Source organism: Pseudomonas sp. NPDC087814 (assembly GCF_044742865.1).
Classification (GTDB): domain Bacteria; phylum Pseudomonadota; class Gammaproteobacteria; order Pseudomonadales; family Pseudomonadaceae; genus Aquipseudomonas.
This window is the reverse complement of the sequence record NZ_JBIUVK010000024.1, coordinates 1-21,981: the sequence shown is the minus strand read 5'-3', so window position 1 is coordinate 21,981 and position 21,981 is coordinate 1. Positions and strand designations below refer to the sequence as shown.

The 21,981-nt window shown below is 61.8% G+C and carries 10 protein-coding genes and 1 rRNA gene; 1 reads left to right on the top strand and 10 read right to left on the bottom strand.

All coding sequences use genetic code 11. The features are described 5' to 3' along the window. Window positions 1–181: 181 nt before the first annotated feature. The 3 genes from ACIOMR_RS18225 to ACIOMR_RS18215 form a co-directional block, all read right to left on the bottom strand. The gene (locus tag ACIOMR_RS18225; protein WP_401195623.1) at window positions 182–5,563 is read right to left on the bottom strand and encodes a BapA/Bap/LapF family large adhesin; all 5,382 of its coding nucleotides are present in this window, start codon (window positions 5,561–5,563) and stop codon (window positions 182–184) included. 868 nt (window positions 5,564–6,431) lie between these two features. Beyond that, window positions 6,432–7,319: a 3-hydroxyisobutyrate dehydrogenase gene (mmsB, locus tag ACIOMR_RS18220; protein WP_003214181.1), complete on the bottom strand. Its 888-nt coding sequence runs from the start codon at window positions 7,317–7,319 to the stop codon at window positions 6,432–6,434. A 14-nt stretch (window positions 7,320–7,333) separates the two neighbouring features. Next, window positions 7,334–8,851, bottom strand: a complete 1,518-nt coding sequence (locus ACIOMR_RS18215; RefSeq protein WP_008430611.1) for a CoA-acylating methylmalonate-semialdehyde dehydrogenase — start codon at window positions 8,849–8,851, stop codon at window positions 7,334–7,336. A 131-nt stretch (window positions 8,852–8,982) separates the two neighbouring features. On the opposite strand from ACIOMR_RS18215, the gene ACIOMR_RS18210 reads away from it, so the two are divergent. Then, window positions 8,983–9,930: a LysR family transcriptional regulator gene (locus tag ACIOMR_RS18210; RefSeq protein WP_087694895.1), complete on the top strand. Its 948-nt coding sequence runs from the start codon at window positions 8,983–8,985 to the stop codon at window positions 9,928–9,930. 135 nt (window positions 9,931–10,065) lie between these two features. Here ACIOMR_RS18210 and ACIOMR_RS18205 read toward each other — a convergent pair whose 3' ends face one another. The 7 genes from ACIOMR_RS18205 to rrf all read right to left on the bottom strand — a co-directional run. Next, the gene (locus tag ACIOMR_RS18205) at window positions 10,066–10,557 is read right to left on the bottom strand and encodes an OmpA family protein (RefSeq protein WP_003214188.1); all 492 of its coding nucleotides are present in this window, start codon (window positions 10,555–10,557) and stop codon (window positions 10,066–10,068) included. 4 nt (window positions 10,558–10,561) lie between these two features. Then, the gene (locus ACIOMR_RS18200; RefSeq protein ID WP_219406513.1) at window positions 10,562–11,830 is read right to left on the bottom strand and encodes a diguanylate cyclase domain-containing protein; all 1,269 of its coding nucleotides are present in this window, start codon (window positions 11,828–11,830) and stop codon (window positions 10,562–10,564) included. Further along, window positions 11,827–12,396, bottom strand: coding sequence for a YfiR family protein (locus ACIOMR_RS18195; RefSeq protein WP_032898591.1), 570 nt, complete (start codon window positions 12,394–12,396; stop codon window positions 11,827–11,829). Before ACIOMR_RS18195 ends, ACIOMR_RS18200 begins: the two co-directional genes overlap by 4 nt. A 161-nt stretch (window positions 12,397–12,557) precedes the next feature. Next, a complete protein-coding gene (gene recD, locus ACIOMR_RS18190; RefSeq protein WP_401195617.1) occupies window positions 12,558–14,609 on the bottom strand; it encodes an exodeoxyribonuclease V subunit alpha in 2,052 nt (683 codons plus the stop codon). Continuing rightward, the gene (gene recB, locus ACIOMR_RS18185; protein WP_102368025.1) at window positions 14,606–18,283 is read right to left on the bottom strand and encodes an exodeoxyribonuclease V subunit beta; all 3,678 of its coding nucleotides are present in this window, start codon (window positions 18,281–18,283) and stop codon (window positions 14,606–14,608) included. Before recB ends, recD begins: the two co-directional genes overlap by 4 nt. Beyond that, window positions 18,280–21,729 carry an exodeoxyribonuclease V subunit gamma gene (gene recC, locus ACIOMR_RS18180; protein ID WP_401195614.1) on the bottom strand — a complete coding sequence of 1,150 codons (3,450 nt, stop codon included), beginning with the start codon at window positions 21,727–21,729 and terminating at the stop codon, window positions 18,280–18,282. Before recC ends, recB begins: the two co-directional genes overlap by 4 nt. Window positions 21,730–21,888: 159 nt before the next feature. Beyond that, window positions 21,889–21,981, bottom strand: a 5S ribosomal RNA gene (gene rrf / locus ACIOMR_RS18175); the annotation flags it as partial.

Sequence of the window (21,981 nt, the reverse complement as noted above, 5' to 3'; positions counted from 1 at the left end):
GCGACTGCCAGAATTACGGCAGACAGCTGCTTGGCCAAACTCTTTTGCCTCACTGCTAGTCACCTGACTGTTGTCAAACCTGATGAGTACAACAACGGACCGTGACTGACGTCAGGGCCCATCGCTGCATTACCGTTGGTAGGGAAAACCGGGCCTCGCGGCCCGGCCGGCAGGGGTGGCGTTACACCACGCTGATGCCGCTCTGTACCCAGAGCTGATGGGTTTCATCTTCCGGACTGGTGTAGATCACGTACTCAAGACCGTTCTCTACCTGGGTCGCACCGGCGCTCCAGTCACCTGTCAGGTGCACGCTGTCCTGATCGTCGCCCTGGATCATCAAGCGATCCGACTCAGGCCCGGTGATGGACACCAGGTCTTCGAGGCTCAGGGTCAGGTCGACGGCGCTGACATCGTTCAGGTCGATGCTGTGCACCCCGTTGACTGTGCCAATCAGGTCGGTGAGGTTGATGGCTGCATCGCCGCCTTCCCACAACAACCCGTCTGCACCCGCGCCAGCATCGACATGGGTGAAGTCGGTGTCGTCGGCCACCACGGCATCGTGGTGATCGCCGTCAACGTTGGCGCCGTCATCCGCCGCCTGGTCCACCGCACTGTGGGCAGCGGCAATGCCGGCACCTTCAGTGGCTGGCGCACCCGGGTTGGCGTCGTCCCAGACCAGGTCGCGATCCGGCGAGTCGATGCGCACGTAGAGGTCGGCGGTGTCTTCCTGGCCGGTTGGCGTGGTGAGCTTGTAGGTGAATTTATCCACCTGGCCAATCTCGTCCAGCGTCAGCCCGGCATGCGGGGTGTAGACGTACTTACCATCGGCAAACACGGTCAATGTGCCGTGGTCACCGTTGATTTTCGTCCCCGTTTGCCCAGGAATCACATAGACCCCGTTGACCAGCACACTGAGTACCGTCAGCGGCGAACCGAGGACATCCGGCCCGGACAAGCTGTCGGACAGCAGGTTGCCAGTCGCATTGCTCATTGCACCGGTCACGAACTCCGTGAGGGAGGTGGTAGTGAGCTTCTGCGCAATGTGCAGCGCACTCAGCGACAGCACGGCACCGGTCGTCCCGGTCACGCGATAGGTCCCGGCATCCAACCCTTGGAACGTGTGGTTCGCCTGGGTAGTGGTCTGCTGCGTGACCCATTCGTTACCGATGAACTTCTGCAGATTGACGGTCGTGCCTGGCAACAACGCAATGCCGGTGACGGTGACGTTGATCGCAAGCTCTGCGGTCGTGCCCGTGGCAACGTTGATCTCGGCACCCGTACCCGTACTGCTGCCGAGCAGTGCCAGGTTGTAGCTCAGGGTCGCCAGGTCGGCCTGGGTGACCAGGTTGACGATGTCGATCTGCGCCGAACCCAGGTCATCATTGGCAACCGTGTTGATCACGCCGGGCGCAGATGGATCGGTAGCGCTCCAGTCCACGTTGACACTCGGGCTGTCGATACGCACATACAAGGTTGCCGAGGCCGAAGCACCGGCACCATTGACCAGGTGATACTCGAAGGCATCCACCTTGCCGATGCTGGCGACATCGCCGTTCGGGGTGTACTTGTACTCGCCGTTGGCGAAGATGGTCAGCTGACCATATTGGCCCTGCAGCACCGTGCCGGTGGTGGCGTCGGCATCGACGAATTCGCCGTTGACCTCGACCTGCACCTTCACTGGCCCGCCGGTTCCCGGTTCATCCGGTTTACCGCCAATGCCCGGGTCGGTGATGACGTTGCCGGTGACATCCGGCCCTGCTTCCCCGGTGAAGTCGGTGAGGCTGTCATTGGTGACGCTCAACTTGGCCGTGGCCCCTGCACCAACGCTGACCAGGTTGGGGTCGAGCTTGAGGGTAAAGCGATACTGCCCGGCTTCCAGGCCTTCGATTTTGGCGCTGGAGCTTTGTCCGAACAGCCCCAACAGGTCGAGCAAGCCCGAACCGTTGCTGCCTTGCTGCACCGGCAACCATCCACCGGCACCGTCGCTCACTTCCAGCGTCGCAGTGAAGCCACCGCCCAACAGCGAGACCAGGTCGGCCTGGGCAAACTGCAGGTTCAGCGTTCCGCTGGAACCCTCGGCAACCGAGAACTCCTGCTGCTTGGTGTGATCGCCCAGAATGATGCCGCCGACACCCAACAGGGTGAACACGCGCATATCGGCCAGGCCGGTGTTGGATGTTACGGGTTTGATGGTTACTTCGCCGGTGGCGAGGTCGTCGAAGGCTTCGAGGTCGGCGTCGGCGTCGGCGTCCGCATCAGCATCCGCATCCGCATCCGCATCAGCGTCAGCGTCAGCGTCAGCGTCAGCGTCAGCATCGGCATCGGCATCGGCATCGGCATCAGCATCGGCGTCAGCATCCGCATCCGCGTCGGCATCGGCATCGGCATCGGCATCGGCATCAGCATCGGCATCAGCATCGGCGTCCGCATCAGCATCGGCATCAGCGTCGGCGTCGGCGTCGGCGTCGGCGTCGGCATCAGCGTCAGCGTCAGCGTCCGCATCGGCATCGGCATCGGCATCGGCATCAGCATCCGCGTCCGCGTCCGCGTCCGCGTCGGCATCGGCATCGGCATCCGCGTCAGCATCCGCATCGGCATCAGCATCAGCGTCAGCGTCGGCATCCGCGTCGGCATCCGCATCCGCATCAGCGTCAGCGTCCGCATCGGCATCGGCATCCGCGTCAGCATCCGCATCAGCGTCAGCGTCAGCGTCGGCATCAGCATCGGCGTCCGCATCAGCATCGGCATCGGCATCGGCATCAGCATCAGCATCAGCATCAGCGTCAGCGTCAGCGTCAGCGTCAGCATCAGCATCAGCGTCAGCATCAGCGTCAGCGTCAGCGTCAGCGTCAGCATCAGCATCAGCGTCAGCATCAGCATCAGCGTCAGCGTCAGCGTCAGCGTCGGCATCAGCATCGGCGTCCGCATCAGCATCCGCGTCAGCATCAGCATCAGCATCAGCATCAGCATCAGCATCAGCGTCGGCATCGGCATCGGCATCGGCATCGGCATCAGCATCAGCATCAGCGTCAGCGTCAGCATCAGCATCAGCATCAGCATCAGCATCAGCGTCAGCATCAGCATCAGCATCAGCATCAGCATCAGCATCAGCATCAGCATCAGCATCAGCGTCGGCATCAGCATCGGCGTCCGCATCAGCATCAGCATCAGCATCGGCATCGGCATCGGCATCCGCATCCGCATCAGCGTCCGCATCAGCATCAGCATCAGCATCAGCATCGGCATCGGCATCGGCATCCGCATCCGCATCAGCGTCCGCATCGGCATCGGCATCCGCGTCGGCGTCGGCGTCGGCGTCAGCATCTGCATCGGCATCGGCATCGGCATCGGCATCCGCATCAGCATCAGCGTCGGCGTCGGCATCCGCATCCGCGTCAGCATCAGCATCAGCATCGGCATCCGCGTCAGCATCGGCATCCGCATCCGCATCAGCGTCAGCGTCAGCGTCAGCGTCCGCATCGGCGTCGGCGTCGGCGTCGGCATCAGCATCAGCATCAGCATCAGCATCAGCATCAGCATCAGCATCAGCATCAGCATCGGCGTCGGCATCAGCATCAGCATCAGCATCAGCATCCGCGTCAGCATCGGCGTCCGCATCAGCATCAGCGTCGGCATCCGCATCAGCGTCCGCATCGGCATCAGCGTCGGCGTCGGCGTCGGCGTCGGCGTCGGCGTCGGCGTCGGCATCAGCATCCGCGTCAGCGTCGGCGTCGGCGTCCGCATCAGCATCAGCGTCGGCATCCGCATCAGCATCAGCATCAGCGTCGGCATCCGCATCCGCATCCGCATCAGCGTCCGTATCATCAATATCAACAGCGATCACAGAAGCCGGAACAGACTCGTTGCCTGCTGCATCGGTCAATGTGACAGCCAGTGTTTCGCCGTTAACCTGAAGCGGATCCAGGGTGACTTGAAAATTACCGTCGTCGCCGACCGTGCCAGTGCCGATCACGTTGCCATCGGCGTCTTTCACGGTAACGGTCGCGCGCGGTTCGCCCTTGCCGGTGACGGTGCTGCCATCTTCGCCAACCACCAGGTTTGTTGGGGCATCCGGGGCGATGGTGTCCCCCGCGATGACGATGCCTGGCAGGGATTCCTTGCCCGAGAAGTTGCGCAGGAACACGCGTAGCCGCTCGCCATTGATGTGCAGCGAGTTCAGTTGCACCAGGAATGTTCCGTCATCTGCCACTGTTCCGCTGCCGACCACTTCACCAGCATCGTTGAGGATGATGACTTTGTGGGCCGCGGCGCCTTCACCGCTGAGCGTGTCACCCTCGTCACTGATTGCCAGGTTGCGGGGCGCAAGCGGTGTCTCAATATCGGCGACAACCAGCGCACCCGGAGCCGACTCATTGCCGGCAGCGTCTTTGAGCGTGATCGCCAGGCTTTCGCCTTCGGACGCGGGTGTGTCGAGCGAAACCTGGAAATTGCCATCCGCGCCGACGGTGCCCGTACCGATCACGTTGCCGCTGGCATCCTTGATGCTCACGGCAGCGTTCGGTTCACCTTTACCGCTGACAGTTGCGCCATCGGCACTGATCACCAGGTTGGTCGGCGCATCCGGGGCGGTGCTGTCGCCCGCCACCACGGGGCTGGCGGACGATTCATTGCCGGCAGCATCCTTGAGGGTGACTTGCAGGGTTTCGCCATTGGTTTGCGCAGCTCCCAGGGTGACCTGGAAGTTGCCTTCAGCATCCACGGTGCCGGTGCCGAGGACCTCGCCATTGGCATCCTTGATGATCACGGTCGAATTAGGATCGCCCTTACCGCTGACGGTTGTACCGTCTGCACTGACGGCCAAACCGTTCGGTGCGGCGGGGGCGGTTGTATCACCCGCTACCACAGACGCAGGTTGCGATTCCTGACCCGCGGCATCCTTGAGGACGACTTGCAGGGTTTCGCCATTGGTTTGCGGCTTGTCCAGGTTGACCTGGAAGTTGCCGTCGGTACCCACAGTGCCTGTGCCCAGTACGTTACCGGCGGCATCCTTGACCGTGACTGTGGTGCCAGGCTGACCTTTACCGCTGACCACCGTGCCCGCGCTGTTGACCGATAAACCGGTCGCAGCACCGGGTGCAGGAACTGGCGTTTGATGATGATGGCCACCACCACCGCCACCACCGCTCAATGCCGCGGCGGTACCGCCGACGGCGAGGATGCCCAAGCCCCACAGCACCCAGTCCGGCACCGCACTGTCAGCGGCAATGGCTGCCACACCCAGGTCGTCCAGGGTCGAGATTTCGGTGAAGTTGAAACCCGAATACGGCGTGGAATAGTTGCCGAGCAACAATGTTCCGTCGGCATTTTCCAGTACCAGTTGGTTAGCGGAGCCGTCGGCTCCCACCACAAAAAAGTTCTGAATGGTGATGGTTTCTCCAGACTTCAGAGTGACCACCAGGTTTTGGCCGGACTGTTGAAACGATTGAACGCTTTCTTGTCCGAACGGCAGTTTTACAATGCTGGTTCCCTTGAGGCTGGCGTTGCCAAAGGCATGCTCTGTCGCCGTCCCCGTTGCCTTGTCGACAATAGTTATGTTTTTCATCTCTCACCCGTTTTTTATATGGACACACGTATTTCAGCGCGAGCGAATGCCCACGACGGTAGTTACCGCCGAGCACGAAACTCTTTTTGCGTTTATATAGGACTGGTCAGGATTTACAGCGATCAACCGACGCCGGTTTCTTCACGACATTGCAGACCCACACGCGTGCGCTTGCAACACGCTGACACCGAATGAGGTGGCACATCCTTGGCGTCAGAATAAGCCTGCCCGGGCCTTGGGCTGGACTGCATCGCAGCCCAGAGGTCGAGCAACCGGGAGAGGTGACGGGCCAGGATGCGGGCTTTTTCAAGTTCCAGGGCGGCCTCGTTCGATAAGGCCGATAGCCCTGGGAAACCCGATGTACGCATCCATTCGCTAGCCATCTCTGACACACCTGCACAACTTTGAAAGTACAACGCTTCGGCGGAAGTTATCGAGACGCAGCAACCATGACAACGCTCGCAAAACCGATACTAGCGAGGCAGTAGTCAACATCAAAGAGAAATGTAAACACGCAATAAACATGGGTGTTTAATGAGGGAAGCCACGACAAACCGAATACACACAACCGAGAAATCAATTATAACGGCATGATAATCGAGCGCCCCATGGACACTCACCGAATGAATAACCCATGATCAAAAACATGATATTTCAGCGTCACACCTGAAACTTGTAAAAGTTTATTTCACAACTATAACAATGCAAAAAAACCTTATCCCTAGGCATTAGTCGATAAGTAATACCGCCCTCCCACAAACGTCGCGAAGGGGTTTATTCAGGCCAAAAAAAAGCACCAGTAGTGAGCTGGTGCTGGAAGGTCTACGCAGTAAAAATCAGGGGCCCACAGTTAAGAAGGACAATCGCCCTACTTTGGTTTTCGATAGCTGTTGATGATCGCCGAGAAGTCCTTGCCCCCTTCCCCACGTTGGCTCATCGATTGATACAACTGCTGCGCCACTGCGCCGAGGATCACCGGCTGGTGTGCCTGGCGGGCCGCTTCAGTGGCCAGTCCCAGATCCTTGAGCATCAGTTCTGCACCAAACCCACCGGTATAACCCCGGGACGACGGCGCCGTCTCGATAATCCCGGGCCATGGGTTGTAGGTGTCCGAACTCCAGCAGCGCCCGGTGGAGCTGTTGATGATTCCCGCCAACACTTGGGTGTCGATGCCCAGCGCATCGCCCAGGGCCATGGCTTCGCTGACGCCGACCATGGTGATACCCAGCAGCAGGTTGTTGCAGATCTTGGCGATTTGCCCGGTGCCGACTTCGCCGCAATGGACGATGTTGCGGCCCATCTGCGCCAGCACCGGTTGCAGGGTGGCGAACAGTTCCGGGGTGGCGCCGACCATGAAGGTCAACGTCCCGGCCTGGGCACCGCCGGTGCCGCCGGACACTGGAGCATCCGCCATCACCACGCCTTGTTTCGCTGCCGCCGCCGCTACATCGCGGGCGGTCTGCGGGTCGATGGTGCTGCAATCCACCGCCGGCACGCCTTTGCCGATGCCGGCGAGCACGCCGTCTTCACCGAGCCACACACTGCGCACATGGGCCGCAGCCGGGAGCATGGTCACCACCAACTCGGCGCCTTCGGCTGCCGCGCGCGGTGAAGCGCTGATGGTGCCGCCCAGTTCCGCCAGTTCCTTGAGCACGGTCTGGTTCAGGTCGAACAGGTTCAGCGCATGGCCAGCCTTGATCAGGTTGCGCGCCATCGGCGCGCCCATGTTGCCCAGGCCGATAAATGCAATCTTCATGGTCGTCTCCTCGATCAGCGCAGGTTGATGGTGGTGTTGACGCCATCGTTGACGCTGTCGTCGTCGAACCAGCGGCTGGTGACGGTTTTGGTCTGGGTGTAGAACTGCACCACTTGCTTGCCGTACGGGCCCAGGTCGCCGAGTTTCGAACCACGGGAACCGGTGAAGCTGAAGAACGGAACCGGCACGGGGATCGGGATGTTGATGCCGACCTGGCCCACATCGATTTCGCTCTGGAATTTACGCGCTGCCGCGCCGCTCTGGGTGAACAGGCCGGTGCCGTTGCCGAACGGGTTGGCGTTGACCAGGGCGATGGCTTGGTCGAGAGTGTCGACTTCCAGCACCACCAGCACCGGGCCGAAGATTTCCTGGGTGTAGATCTGCATGTCGGTGGTCACGCCGGAGAACAACGTCGGGCCGACGAAATTGCCGTCCTCGAAGCCCGGCACCTTGATGCCGCGGCCATCCAGCTCCAACTTGGCACCTTCTTTTACGCCGCTTTCGATCAGGTCGAGAATGCGTGCCTTGGCGCGCTTGGAGATTACCGGACCCACATCGGTACCGGCTTCGCTGCCGGCGTTCACCTTGAGCTTTTGCGCCAGGGCCTTGAGGTCCGGCAGCCATTGCTTGGCCGCGCCTACCAGCACCACCACGGAAGTTGCCATGCAACGCTGACCCGCCGCACCGAAACCGGCACCGACCAGGGCGTTCAGGGTTTGTTCGCGATTGGCATCCGGCAGCACCACGGCGTGGTTCTTGGCGCCCATCATGGATTGCACCCGCTTGCCGTGTTTACCGGCGAGGTCGTAGACGTGAGTCCCCACGGCGGTCGAACCGACGAAGGACACGGCCTTGATATCTTTGTGGGTGCACAGCGCATCCACCACGTCCTTGCCGCCGTGAACCACGTTCAGCACGCCGGCTGGCACCCCGGCTTCCAGCGCCAGTTCAACCAGCAGCAGGGTCGACAGCGGGTCCTGTTCCGATGGCTTGAGTACGAACGTGTTACCGCAGGCAATGGCCATCGGGAACATCCACAGCGGAATCATTGCCGGGAAGTTGAACGGGGTGATGCCGGCGCACACGCCGATCGGCTGGCGTAGGGTGTAGGTATCCACACCGCCGGCGACGTTTTCAGCGAATTCGCCCATCTGCAGGGTGCCGATGGAGCACGCGTGCTCGACCACTTCCAGGCCACGGAAAATGTCGCCTTCAGCGTCGGCAATGGTCTTGCCCTGCTCGGCACTCAGGACCACGGCGATGCGCTTGGAGTGCTCGCGGATCAAGGCTTGCAGCTTGAGCATGATGCGCATGCGCGCACCGATCGGCGTCAGCTTCCAGGTCTGGAAGGCGCGATGGGCGGCGTCGATGGCAGCGTTGACTTCTTCAGGGGTGGAAAACGGTACGCGGGCCAGCACTTGCTGGGTAGCGGGGTTGACGATGTCTTGCCATTCGGTGGTCCTGGATTCGACCCATTCGCCGTTGATCAGCAGCTTGACCTGTTTTACGGAAATATCGGCAGATGCGTTCATGTGGTCTCCAATTCTTGTAGGTATGCAGAGAACCAAGGCGTTGAATCGCCTTGAGGATGAGGCGTTCGGACTGTTTTTGGAGTATAGATGTGCAAACTTCTAATAAGAACGCACATAAAAGCCGGTCCAATATGCAAAAAAACATCACGTCACTGGGCTCCCTGAACTGGGATGACCTGAAGTTTTTCCTCGAAGTCGCGCGTACCCGCAAGGCCAGCGTCGCTGCCAAGCGCCTGGCGGTGGACTACACCACGGTGTCGCGGCGCATCAGTTCCCTTGAAGGATCGTTGGGCACTCTCCTGTTTGAAAAGTCCCGGACCAACGGCTTCGTATTGACCACCGAAGGCCAGCGCCTGCTGGGCTACGCCGAGTCCATCGAAAGCACGTTGCACATGGCCTGCGAACAGGTTTCCGGCTCCGGCGTGGCGCTGTCCGGCCACGTGCGCATGGGCTGCACCGAAGGGTTCGGCAGCTTCTTCGTCACCCCGCAACTGAGCCACTTCGTCGACACCTACCCGGCGATCTCGGTGGACATCCTGCCCCTGCCCCACTTCATCAGCCTGTCCAAGCGCGAGGCGGATATCGTCATCGCCCTGGAGCGGCCGGAACACGGGCCGTACGTGTGCTGCAAGCTGTGCGACTACAAGCTGCAGCTGTACGCGACGCAGGAATACCTGGACCAGCACCCGCCCATCCGCCGGGCGGCGGACCTGGCCGAGCATCCGTTTATCAGCTACGTGGATGATTTAGCGTTCAGTTCAGAGCTGCTGTACCTGGCCAATGTAGTGCCCGGCGCCAGCGCCAGTTTGCGCAGCACCAGCGTGATTGCGCAGTATGTGGCGGCGCAGCAAGGGCGCTCGCTGGCGATCCTGCCGTGCTTTTTGGCGGCACAGGACCCGCGATTGCTGCCGGTGCTTTCGAAGGAGATAAACATTACGCGGCAGTTCTGGATGTACTGCCGCGAGGACTTGAGGAAGTTGAAACGGATCACCCTGCTGTGGGATTACATCCGTGAGGTGACCGAGCAGAATCAGCCGTTGTTGATGGGGGAAACGCGGGAGATGGTGTTTGCCGATTAAATAAAATGTGGGAGCCGGGCTTGCCCGCGATAGCAGTGTGTCAGTCACCCAATACATCAACTGATCCACCGCCATCGCGGGCAAGCCCGGCTCCCACATTGATTGCATTCCAACTCGAACTGCCCGAAAGCCAGACTAGTCCGCAATCACCACAATCGACACCCGGCGATTCTCGGTGCGCCCCGCCGCTGTCGCGTTGGACGCCACCGGCTCGCTGCTGCCCAGTCCGCGCAGTTGTACGTTTTCTTCTTTCATCCCAACGCCTGCCAACACGTGCGCGACGCTTTTGGCTCGGCGCAGGGACAGTTGCTGGTTGTAGGTTTCCTTGCCCGAGGCGTCGGTGTGGCCGTCGACCCGCACGCGTTCAATGCCCACGCCCAGCAGCGCCTTGCCGATGCGCTGGACGATCTCGGTGCTGGGGGCATTCAGACTTTCGACGTCGCTGCCAAACAGCACCTTGCCCGAGAGACCGAAGGCCCAGCCTTCGTCAGTCAGTTCAAAACCCTGCTGTTTGAGCACGGCGATTTGCGCCGGTGTGAGGCCTTTGGGCGGCGGGGTCTGGCAGCCGCTCAGGGCGAGCAGAGCCACGAGCAAGGTGATGAATAAAAAGCGTGCGGTCGAGAACAAGGGATCAACTCCTGTGTTGAACGTCGGCGGCGGGGGACTCCGATTCCGCCGTTTGCTGGCCACCCTGGGAAAGCCGTTTGGCCTGGTACATCGCCGCATCGGCGGCGTTGAGCAGGTTACCGGGAGTGGCGCCATGATCGGGATAGACGGCGATGCCGATACTGAGTGAGGTCAATACGTGGGCGTCGCCGGGCAGCGCAATGGGCGCGTCCATGCTGGCGATGATTTTTTCGGCAATGCGCTGGGCGTCCTCAAGTCGGTGCAGAGGCGACAGCAGGACGGCGAATTCATCGCCGCCCAGGCGTGCCACCAGGTCGTCTTCACGCAGTTGCGCACGAATGCGCGTAGCCACTGCCACCAATACCGCATCGCCGGCGGCGTGGCCGAAGTTGTCGTTGATGTCTTTAAAGCGGTCGCTGTCGAGGAACAAGACCGCTACTTTCTCGTTGAGCTTGGCGGCGCTGCGCAGGGCGCGGATCAGCCGACCTTCGAAGAACGCACGGTTGGGCAGCCCGGTCAGGCTGTCGTGGCTGGCCTGGTGGGCGAGGGTTTCGTTTTCGCTTTGCAGGTGGGTCTGCCAGGCCTCCAGTTCGTCGAGCAGGGCATTGAAGTCATTGCCCAGGCTGTCGAGTTCGGCGATTTTCGCCGGCGGTACGCGTCGGTCAAAGGCCCGCTCGCTTCGGGCGGCGTGGGCCACCGAGGCCAGGCTGTGCAACGGCCCGGTGATGCCGCGTAACAAACGCCGCGCCAGGTACAGTGCAACCCAGGCGCTGAGGGCGGTGCACACCAGAATCCCGGCCAGGCCGCTGAGCAGGAAGCGCAACAGGCTGCCGCCGTGGCCGGTCAGGTGCACGCTGCCGATGACCTGGCCCTGGTGCAGGATCGGCTGGGTGATGGGCTGTTCGAGCAGGGCATGCGCCAACTGCAGCTCAATCATCGACAGCATCCCGGTTTCAGGGCGCTCCCAGTGGGCCAGTTGCTTGCCGTCGACGTTGAAGACTTCCGCCTCGGCCACTTCTTCCTCCGAGGCGATCACGCCCAACGCCTCGGTGGCCGCCGCGCTGTCGTTGAACACCACGGCCGCTTCCACGGTGTAGTTGATGGAGCGGGCGATCAGGTGCAGGTTGTGGTCGGCATACACCCGCAGCGCGAGCACGCCGAGCAGGGTCAGGGAAATACTGGCCATGCTGACGGCCATCAGCGCCAGGCTCAGGTGCCCGCGCCCGATCACTGAACGCAAGGTAGGACGCACTGGCGCCTTATCGACACTCATGACCCCGGCGCTCGACGTCGGGACAGCTGCAGCACACTCGGATGAATGCGCACACCGCTACGGGCAACGGAATCCAGGTTGACCTCGAACGACACCTGTTCGTCGGCTACCCGCAGGCAGAACAGGCTGCCCACGGTGCATTGGTCGCCGCCTTCGCTGATGCTGAGCACCGGATGGCCGATCAATGCCGCGAACAGGCGGCTGCGCTCGTCGCTGGTCAATTGGCCGATGTACACGGCATCGCAGGCATTGGCGATGTCTGGATGGTCGGCCAGCAAACGCTGCACCACTACCGGACGGCCGGTAGCCTGGGTGGTGCCTTTGACCAGGTCATCGGTGTATTGGGTTGGCCCGACGATGCACAAACGCAATTGCGCGGGCTCTACCGGCCAGCGGGCGTAACTGAGGATACCCAGGACCACTTGGGTGACGGCCTTGGCCCGCTGATCGGCCATGCCGGCAGGCGGCTGGGCAAAAACGAGGGGCGTGAACACGCACAGAAGCGCCAACAGCAGCATTCGTCTCCAGCTCAAACTTCGCTCTGTGGGCGAGACAGCCACGTTCATGCAGCGATTCTCTTTGATCTTCCCGGGATGATGCCGCAACGATAGCACAACGGCGGAAAACCCCCGAGGTGACACCCAGGAGGATTCCGACATTTTATTAAGAAAAATCACACATTTGGATCAGAAAATTTAGATGACTCATTGGTCAGCTTCTTTGACGATCAAGTGCCCAGTTCCAGCATCAGCCCACTCAAGCGTTTCACCTTGCGGCTCACCGCCTCTTCGAATACGCCACCCCGGGGTTCGATCAGGCTGAACCAGTCCTTGGCGCGGGTGATGCCGGTGTAGATCAGCTCTTTGGTAAGCACCGGGTTCAAGGCGTCCGGCAAAATCAGTGCGGTGTGGGTGAATTCAGAGCCCTGAGATTTATGCACCGTCATCGCGTAGACGGTTTCGACGTCGTTGAGCCGGCTGGGCAACACAAACCGTACGCCGCCCTGGCCATCGTTGCGCGGGAACGCGACGCGCAGAACCTGCGGCCCGCCGTCGCTTTCGGGCAGCTTGAGGGCGATACCGATATCGCCGTTCATCAGGCCCAGGCCGTAATCGTTGCGAGTCATCAACACCGGGCGTCCTTCGTACCATTGCTGGTCGCTGTCGATCAGCCGGGCCTTGAGCAGCGCGGCGGTGATGCGCAGGTTCAGGCCCTCCACGCCCCATGGGCCCTTGCGTACGGCGCAGAGCAACTGGAATGCGTCGAAGGCTTTCAGCAGCTTTTGCGCCCAGAGCGTCCAGGCCTCGTCATCCCGTGGCGTGTCCAGGGACGGACGCGCGGTCTGCAGCAGTTTCAGGTAATGGCGATAACCGTGGGCACCGTCGCCATGGCCGTCCAGCACCAGGCGCTCCAGGGCATGGTCGTGCTCGCCCTTGAGGCTGACGCAAAACAGGTCGGCATGGCTGCGGGCAGCCAGCAGTTTGCGGGCCTGCTCAGGGTTTTGCTGGTTGACCCAGCGGGCCAGTTGGCCAATGCCGCTGCCTTCGCCGAAACGCCGCGAGTAACGCAGCATCACCACTTGTTGCGCCAAGGGGTGGCTACCGTCGAGGTCTTCCTGCAGGCCGCTGGCGCCGAGGTCTTCGCCGCTGACCTGTTGCAGCCACTGGCGGGTTTGCGGGCTGTAGAAACCGGCTTCGGCGTCGCGGCACAAATCCCCCAGCACCGCCCCGGCTTCAACCGAGGCCAACTGGTCCTTGTCACCCAGCAGCACCAGGCGAGCATGGGGTGGTAAGGCGTCCAGCAGGTTGGCCATCATTTCCAGGTCGATCATCGAGGCTTCGTCTACCACCAGCACATCCAGGGGCAACGGATTGCCGATGTGATGCCGGAAGTGTCGGGTGCCGGGACGGCTGCCGAGCAAACGGTGAACGGTGGTGACCTGGGTCGGGATTTTGTCCTTCACCGCATCAGGCACTTTCAGCGACAGCACTTGCTGGCTGATGGACTCGGTCAAGCGTGCGGCCGCCTTGCCGGTGGGCGCCGCCAGACGGATGCGCAACGCGCTGCCCGCTTCCACGGCGGGGGCCTGCAACAGCGCAAGCAAACGCACCACCGTGGTGGTCTTGCCGGTACCCGGCCCGCCGGTGACGATGCTGAATGCACCGCGGGTGGCCAAGGCGCAGGCGAGTTTTTGCCAGTCGACAACACCGTCTGGCGGGGCCTGGTCGAACAGGCGATTCAGGCGTTCGGGCAGATCGGCGGCAACGCTTTCCCGGGTGGCGAGTCGCAGGCGCAAAGCGCTGTCGATACGCCGTTCGTAGGTCCAGTAGCGGCGCAAGTACAGGCGTTTGCCCGACAGCACCAGTGGCCGGCTTTGCGCCTCCTCGCTGCCGTCGACGGCCAGTGCCACCAGACGGCTGGCGGCCAGGGCATGGCACCAATGGGCGCCGTCCAGGCCGTCGAGCAACTGTGATGGCAGTAGCATGACGCCGGTTTGCACATCGCCTTCGGGTGGCAGCGACAGAGCGAAATCCGGGGCCTTGAGGGTTTCGAACAGGTCCAGGCATACATGGCCATGGCCCAGTTGGTGGCTGGTCAGGGCCGCGGCCAGCAGGACTAAAGGATCAGCCTGCGGATCGAGTTCGTGGAGGAAGCCGACAAAGGCCTTGTCCAGCGCGCGCAACCAGCCGCGCTGCACCCAGAGATCGAGCAGTTGCACCAGGTCGGCGGCGCGGCTGAGGGGCGTCAGCTCCTCAAGCGGTAACGGCGACAGGCTCATAGCAGCTCTCCTTGTTCCCAGGCGGGCTCGGCCTTGGGTGGCAGCGGTTTGCCCTGGAACAGCAGGTCCAGGCTTTCGATCAATTCCCGGGGTGGTCGGGTGAAATACGCGCCCTGGCTCGCGGAATGGGTGCCCCGCAGGAACAGGTACAACGCGCCGCCGACGTGACGGTCGTAGTCGTAATCCGGCAGCCGCGCCTTCAGCTGGCGATGCAGGGCCAGCAGGTAAAGTACGTATTGCAGGTCGTAACGATGGTCGAGGATCGACAGTTCCATGGCCTGCTGCGTGTAGGCCGAATCATCGGGACCAAGCCAATTGGATTTGTAGTCGGCCACGTAGTAGCGGCCTTCGTGTTCAAAGGTCAGGTCGATAAAACCCTTGAACATGCCATTGAGCAGCACCGGTTCGGCGGCCACGCGGGATACGCCATTGTGAGTGTGCTGGCACACCAGTTTGTCGAGTGCGAGGACGTCGACCTTGTGGCTGGCAAACCAGAACTCCATTTCGATCTGGTACTGCCGCAACTCGCTAAGGGCCACCTGCCCGTTGCCCAGCGGCAACCGGGCTTGCAACAGATGCCCGAGCCAACCGCCGAGTGTGCCGATCCAGCCTTCCCAGCCACGTCGGTTGCAGCGGCGGGCAACCGCATCTTCGATGGCCTCCGGGGTAACATTGAAGCCTTCGCCGCCCGCCCATTCCAGCAGGCCATGGAGGAAGGTGCCGGGATTCGGCCCGCGTGGGAAACGGTGAATATCGCCACCGGAAGCCGGCACTTCGCGTGGGGCATCCGGGTCGAGGCGTTCGTCATCGAACAGCTTCTGCGCTTGTGGGCTTTCCGGCGCTTCGAGGCTCGCCGCACTCATGCTCTCGCCGATACGCAGCGCACTGTAGGAAGCGATCCACCAGTTTTCTGCCGCCTTGCGCTTGGGCAGCAGCGGCGCGAGCAAGGTGGCTTGGTTACGCGGCGGGTGGAATACGACCGCATCGGCCTCGGGCATTTCTGCGTAATGCAGTGCCGGGCAACCTTCCTGCAGGTCAAGCAACCAGCGGGCCAGGCCGCCGGACTCGCCAAGTGAAGCGCCGCCGCCGAGCAAGTAGCCCAGGGCCGACAGGTGCAGCACCGAGCTGTTGTTATTGCCACGCTTGAGGTCGGCGATGCCCAGCCAGCAGGCGTGTTTGGCGCGGGTCAGCGCCACGTAAAACAGACGCAAGTCTTCGGCCAGCCGTTCATCGTCGGCTTGGGCGATCAACTCGGCGGTGGGCCTGAGGCTGACCTGGGATTTGCCGTTTGCGTCGTGGTAATGCAACGGCAGGCGGCTGCCATCCACCGGTTTTGCCGAGCAAATGAACGGCAGGAAAACCAGGTCGTATTCCAGCCCCTTGGATTTGTGGATCGTTACCACTTTGACCAGTTGTTCATCACTTTCCAGGCGCAGGATCTGCTCTTCACCGGCCTGGCCGGAAAGCGCGAGATGTTCGGCCAGATGGCGAATCAGCGCTTGTTCACCGTCCAGCTCTGCGGCCGCCTGTTGCAGCAATTCCGAGAGGTGCAACAGGTTGGTCAATACCCGCTCGCCATCGCTGCGGGTGATCAGGGTTTGCGGCAATTTGAAGTCGTGCAACAGGCGCCGCAGCATCGGCAGCACGCCTTGGGTGCGCCAGATCGTACGGTAATCGCGGAACTGCATTACGCGTTGTTCCCACGCCAGTTCGTCCTGGTTCAAACGCTCCAGTTCGGGCAGCGACAGGTTCAAGGTGACGCAAGCCAGGGCGGCGCGCAGTGGGCGCTCGACGTCCGGCTCGGCACAGGCCTTGAGCCAGGCCAGCAGGTCGTGGGCTTCCTGGGCGGCGAACACAGAATCCTTATCGGAGAGGTAAACGCTGCGCACGCCACGGGCAGCCAGTTCACCGCGCACGGCCTGGGCTTCCTTGCCGTCGCGCACGAGGATGGCGATGTCTGACGGCAGCACGCCTTTGAAGCTAGCGTCTTTGCCGAGGAATCCGGCAGTTCCCTGCTGGCCGCCATTGAGTAACGCGACGATTTGACTGGCACAGGACGCGGCCAACTGTTGGCGGTAGAGCACGCCGGAGATCGGCTGGTCGGTGGGTAGATGCCAGAGATTCAGCGCAGGCAACGTCTGACCGTTGACCTGCAGTTGTTCCTTACGGCCTTGGGACAATACCGACTGGAACGGCACCGGATTCGTCCCGTCGGGCTCACGGAACAGGAACGCTCCACGGCCTTTTTCTGCGCGCTGGAATACGTGGTTTACCGCCTCGACCATGGCGTGGCTCGAACGGAAGTTGGTGCCCAGGGTGTGATGGCGGCCGGTGGTGGACTGGCGCGCGCGCAGGTAGGTGTAGATGTCGGCGCCACGGAAGGCGTAGATCGCCTGCTTTGGGTCGCCGATCAGAAACAGGCCGCTGTCGAGGTGGTTTTCTTCGATGCGGTAGATGCTGTCGAAGATGCTGTATTGCACCGGGTCGGTGTCCTGGAACTCGTCGATCAGGGCGACCGGGAATTGCTCGCGGATCACGCTGGCCAAACGCTCGCCGCCGTCGGCTTGCAGGGCGGCGTTGAGGCGGATCAGCATGTCGTCGAAGCCCATTTCGGCGCGCCGGCGCTTTTCTTCTTCGAAGCGTTTTCCCACCCAGCCGGCGGCGTGTTGCAGCACAGCAGCATCGGGCGTTGGCAGGGCGTCGAGGCTGGCCTTGAGACTGGCCATGGCGTCGATACCCGGATGGCGTGGTGGTTCGCCTTTCCAGGCTTCGGCCATGCCGTCGGGGGTCAGGCGGGTGAAACCGGTGCCGATGTCCAGTTGTTCGAGAGACTCGTCAGCTGCCCAGGCGCTGATTTTTTCGAACCAGGGTTCGAAGTAACGGGCTTGCATCTTGCGACCATCGACGGTTTTGGCGGCGACGGCCTGCAGGCAAATGTTGCGCAATTCTTCTGCCCATTGTTGCCAGGGTGCCTTGAGCGCGACGAGTGCTTGGCGGCGCTCTTGCAGGCATTCGTTGATCAGCTCGGCGGGGTCACGCGTTTCATCCGTGGGCCGCTCGCTGCCGAACAGCGCGCGTACCCGTGGCATCAGGGCCGCCGGGCCGCCCCAATTGTTGCGCACCCAGTTCAGCGCATCGTCGTGCATCGGGTAGCAGAACAGCCTCCAGTAGTCGCGCAGCACTTCGCCGAGCAGGTCGCTGTGGTCGGTCTCCAGGGTCTGGGTGAACAGGCTCCCGCTGTCGAAGGCGTGCTCGCGCAGCATGCGCTGGCACCAGCTGTGAATGGTCGAGACGGCGGCTTCATCCATCCACTGGGCGGCGATGTCCAGGCGATTGGCACAGCCGGGCCATTGTTCGGGGCTGTATTGGTCGCGCAGTTCCGCGATCAACGCGTCGGGTTCTTCGATTTCTTCGCGGAAAAAACGCGCGGCTTCTGCCAGGCGGATTCGGATGCGTTCACGCAGCTCTTTGGTGGCGGCATCAGTAAAGGTCACGACGAGAATTTGCGGCGGCAGCAACTCGCGGCCGAAGCCCGATTCGTCCCCTCCGTGGCCGAGTACCAGCCGCAGGTAGAGCGCTGAGATGGTAAATGTCTTGCCTGTGCCGGCACTGGCTTCGATCAGTTGGCTGCCCTTGAGCGGGAAGGCCAGGGCCAGGGGTTTTGTACCGCTCATGCGCTGGCCTCCGCGCTGGTGAGTGATCGCCAGGGAGCGTTGATCAACGGTCGATAGAGGGTTTCGCACCAGCCTTCGAACTCTTCGCTGGCCATCAAGGCGGCGTAGTCGGGGAACTGTCGGATGAGCGCAGGGCTTTCACGGCGCTCGCCGTCGCTGGTTTGGCCGTCGCCTTCGTAGGCTTTGCTGGCGGCGGCTTGCGCTTTGGCCGGATCGGTTTGACCGAGCCAGGCGAATGCGGTTTTAACGGCGACCGGCAGTGGTTCGCTCATGCCGGTTTTCCAGGCGAGCAGCAGGTTGCCGAGGAGCTCCCGGGCTGTGGCTTGCTCAAGTGGGGCCAATAGCAGTGTGTCGTCGCTGGCGACCAGGCCGGTACTTAACGGAAGGCCGCAGGCACAGGCCACCAGATGGTTGACCCATGGGCGAATCAGGCGATGCCACTTACGGGTCTTGATCGAGCCGATGCTGTTGGGGATGGCGGTGACGCTTAGAAAGCCGCCATCGCTGCGTTGATGCAGGCCACTGATCCAACCTTCCAGTTGGATGCCTTGATGCTCAAAACTGATCGGTTCGGCGCTGGTGTGCGCAGTGGGCCAGAGTGCCAGGAGTTGCTGGTAACGCTGCAACAGGTCGGGCAGAGGCTCGATCAGTTCTTTGCGCAGGCATTCGCCGAAACCAACCATCGGCAACAAGCCACTGCCTTGCAGACGCAGGGCCTGGGCGTTGAGGGCTTCGTCGAGGTTATCGGGGCGGGTGAGTGCCGCCGTGAGCAAACTGTCGCTCAGGTTATAGCGCTGCAGTGCATCGAGGACGAAGGGTTCTTCATCTTCCAGCGGGACTTCGGCGGCTTCGAAAAACACTTTCAGGCGCTGGCTGAAAAAGTGTTTGACCGGGTTGCGCAGGAAGTCTTGCAGTTGGCCAAGGCTCAACGGTTCTTCCTGGGTGTAGGGTGCGAGGCTGCCGGTATCGGGCAGGCTGTCCGGGATTGCGTGGAGCAACTGCCATTCGCGGGCGTAGCTGGACAGCTCGTCACCTTCATGGAAGTAGCGGGCGCTGAAGGGCTGGAGCGGGTGTTCCTGGGTGGTGGCTTCCAGGAGTGGTTCGCCACTGGTGGTGTGCCAGCCGCTGGCGATGTGGTCGCGCAACTGCCCGATCAGGACCGATGCCGGGCGATCACTGTTGTCGCGGATACTGCGGCCGACCCAACTGATATAGAGCTGGTCGCGGGCGGAGAGCAGGGCTTCGAGCAACAGGTAGCGGTCGTCTTCGCGACGTGACCGATCGCCTGGGCGGTAGTCGCTGCCCATCAGGTCAAAGTCCAGCGGCGGTTGTGCGCGTGGGTAGTCGCCATCGTTCATGCCAAGTAGGCAAACCAGCTTGAATGGGATCGCGCGCATGGGCATCAAGGTACAAAAATTGACAGCTCCCGCGAGGAAGCGCTGGGACAGCCGGCCTTGGTCGAGGCCTGCCAGCCAGGCCTCGCGGACTACGGTCAGGGGTAATTCGTCATGCAGTCCGACGGACTCGCAGGTCTCCAGCCAGGTTTCTCTCAGTTGCTCGAGTTGACCCAACAGGTAGTCGTCGTGCTCGTTGCTCGGGAGGAAGAACAACTGCATCAGGTTTTGCAGGCGCTCGCCCCACTCTGTCGGCGCGGCAGGTTGCGAAAGTGCCTGGTGGGCATCGTGCAGCGCATCGAGCAGTGCGACTAGCGGGCCGATCAAGGCCGCATCGAGGCCGCCGATTTCATCGTACGGCTCGATGCCATCGCAGGCAGAGCCCGTACCAACGGCGTAGCCCAGGAGCATGCGACGTAGGCCGAACCGCCAGCTGTTTTGCTCCAGCTCCTGGGGCAAGCCGAGGCCGGCGCGTTGTTCGGCGTTGAGGCCCCAACGGATACCGGCGCCTTCGATCCAGCGGTGCAGGGTCGGCAGGTCGCGTTCCTTGATGGCGAAGCGTTCCCGCAGTGCCGGGACGTCGAGCAGGTCGAGGATTTCGCTGACCGGAAAGCGGCTGTCCGGGAGCTTGAGCAGGTGCTCGACGGCGATCAGTAACGGATCGCGGCCGCGCTGGCCCTGGTCCGTAAGCGTGAACGGAATGAAGCGTAGGTCGCTTCTTTCAAGCTGGCCGAATACGGCGCGAATATGCGGCGCGTAGCTGTCGACGTCGGGGACCATGACGATGATGTCCCGTGGGCGCAGCGTGGGGTTGGCGCTGAAGCGCTGCAGTAACTGGTCGTGAAGAACTTCAACTTCGCGTTGGGCACTGTGGGCGATGTGGAAGCGAATGGAAGTGTCGCGCGCCAGGTCGACGCTTGGCCAGAGTTCACGGGTTTCGTTGAGGGGGCGCAGTTCGAGGATGTCGTCCTGGAGTTGGTTGAGCAAGGTGGTGGGCTCGCTCTCGCTGAACAGGTCGATACGACCGTCACGGAATGCCGAGCGGTAACTGTTGGGGTCGTCGTAGCTGTCCAACAGGTTGATGTAGTCGCGACCTTGCTTACCCCAGGCAGCGAGCAGCGGGTGGGCGTGCTGATGCAGGGTTTGCGGGTCGATGGTGACCGGCATTCCGGCCTTGCGTGCCTGGCGCTTGTATTCGTTTCGGAGCAGGTCTTTGTCGGCGACGATGTCGGACCAGTGATGGCGACAAGGGTTGTGCACACACAGCAGCACCTGGCTGAAACGGGCGAGGCCGGCAAGGGCTTCCAGCGCTTGGGCTGGCAAGGAGGAAATGCCGAAGACGATCACGCGGGAGGGCAGGCCTATCGGTGCCTGCTCCAGGCTATTGATGCGCTCGATAAAGCGTTGGTGAACTCCGGCGCGACTTTGAGCCATGCCCTCCTCTCCTACGTCCAACAGCAGGGCGCGCCATAGTTCGGCTTGCCAGCAGTTGGCCGGGCTCAAAGGTTTGGATTCGCCACGGCCATTGCGCAGTTGATGGCGACCGGCAGCCCAATCTTCCAGCCAGTCGGCACGGTAGACCTGGTATTGGTCGAACAGGTCGGCGAGGCGTTCCGCGAGTTGGTAGCGTTTGCGCAGATCCGTATCGTGGGTCAGGAAGCGTTGCAGGGGTTCGAAATGGGGCTGATCGATCAGCTCCGGCAACAGGCGCATGAGACGCCAGGTCAGTGGGGCTTTATCCAGCAGGGACTTGGGCGGGATTTCGTCTTTGCCCAGGACCATGCGATAGAGCTGCCACATGAAGCTACCGGGAAGCTGCACATCAATAGCGGCAGCGATGCCGCAACCGCCCATGTCGTCGTCTTCAGGGTCTTCAGCCAGCGCCAGTTTCAGCCACTGGGCAATGCCGTTGCTTTGTACCAGGGCGATTTCGTTTTCCAGGGGAGCCAGCGGGTAACGGCGCATCCAGCTGACAACCAGGCTGCGCAGCTCATCCAGGCGGTTGCCGTGAACCACCATGAATCCAGCACTGAGGGACGTCGCATCCGGCATAACGGCTTCCTTGGGAAAAGCAAAATCGAGGGATGGACTTTAGCATTGAAGACAATCGTAGGCTGCAAGTGAGGAACACTTGGAGACGCTCGCCATACTTTCCGACCGCGCAAAACAAAACCCCTGACTGCATAAGCAATCAGGGGTTCTGGAATTTAATCTTGACGATGACCTACTCTCACATGGGGAAACCCCACACTACCATCGGCGATGCATCGTTTCACTGCTGAGTTCGGGATGGGATCAGGTGGT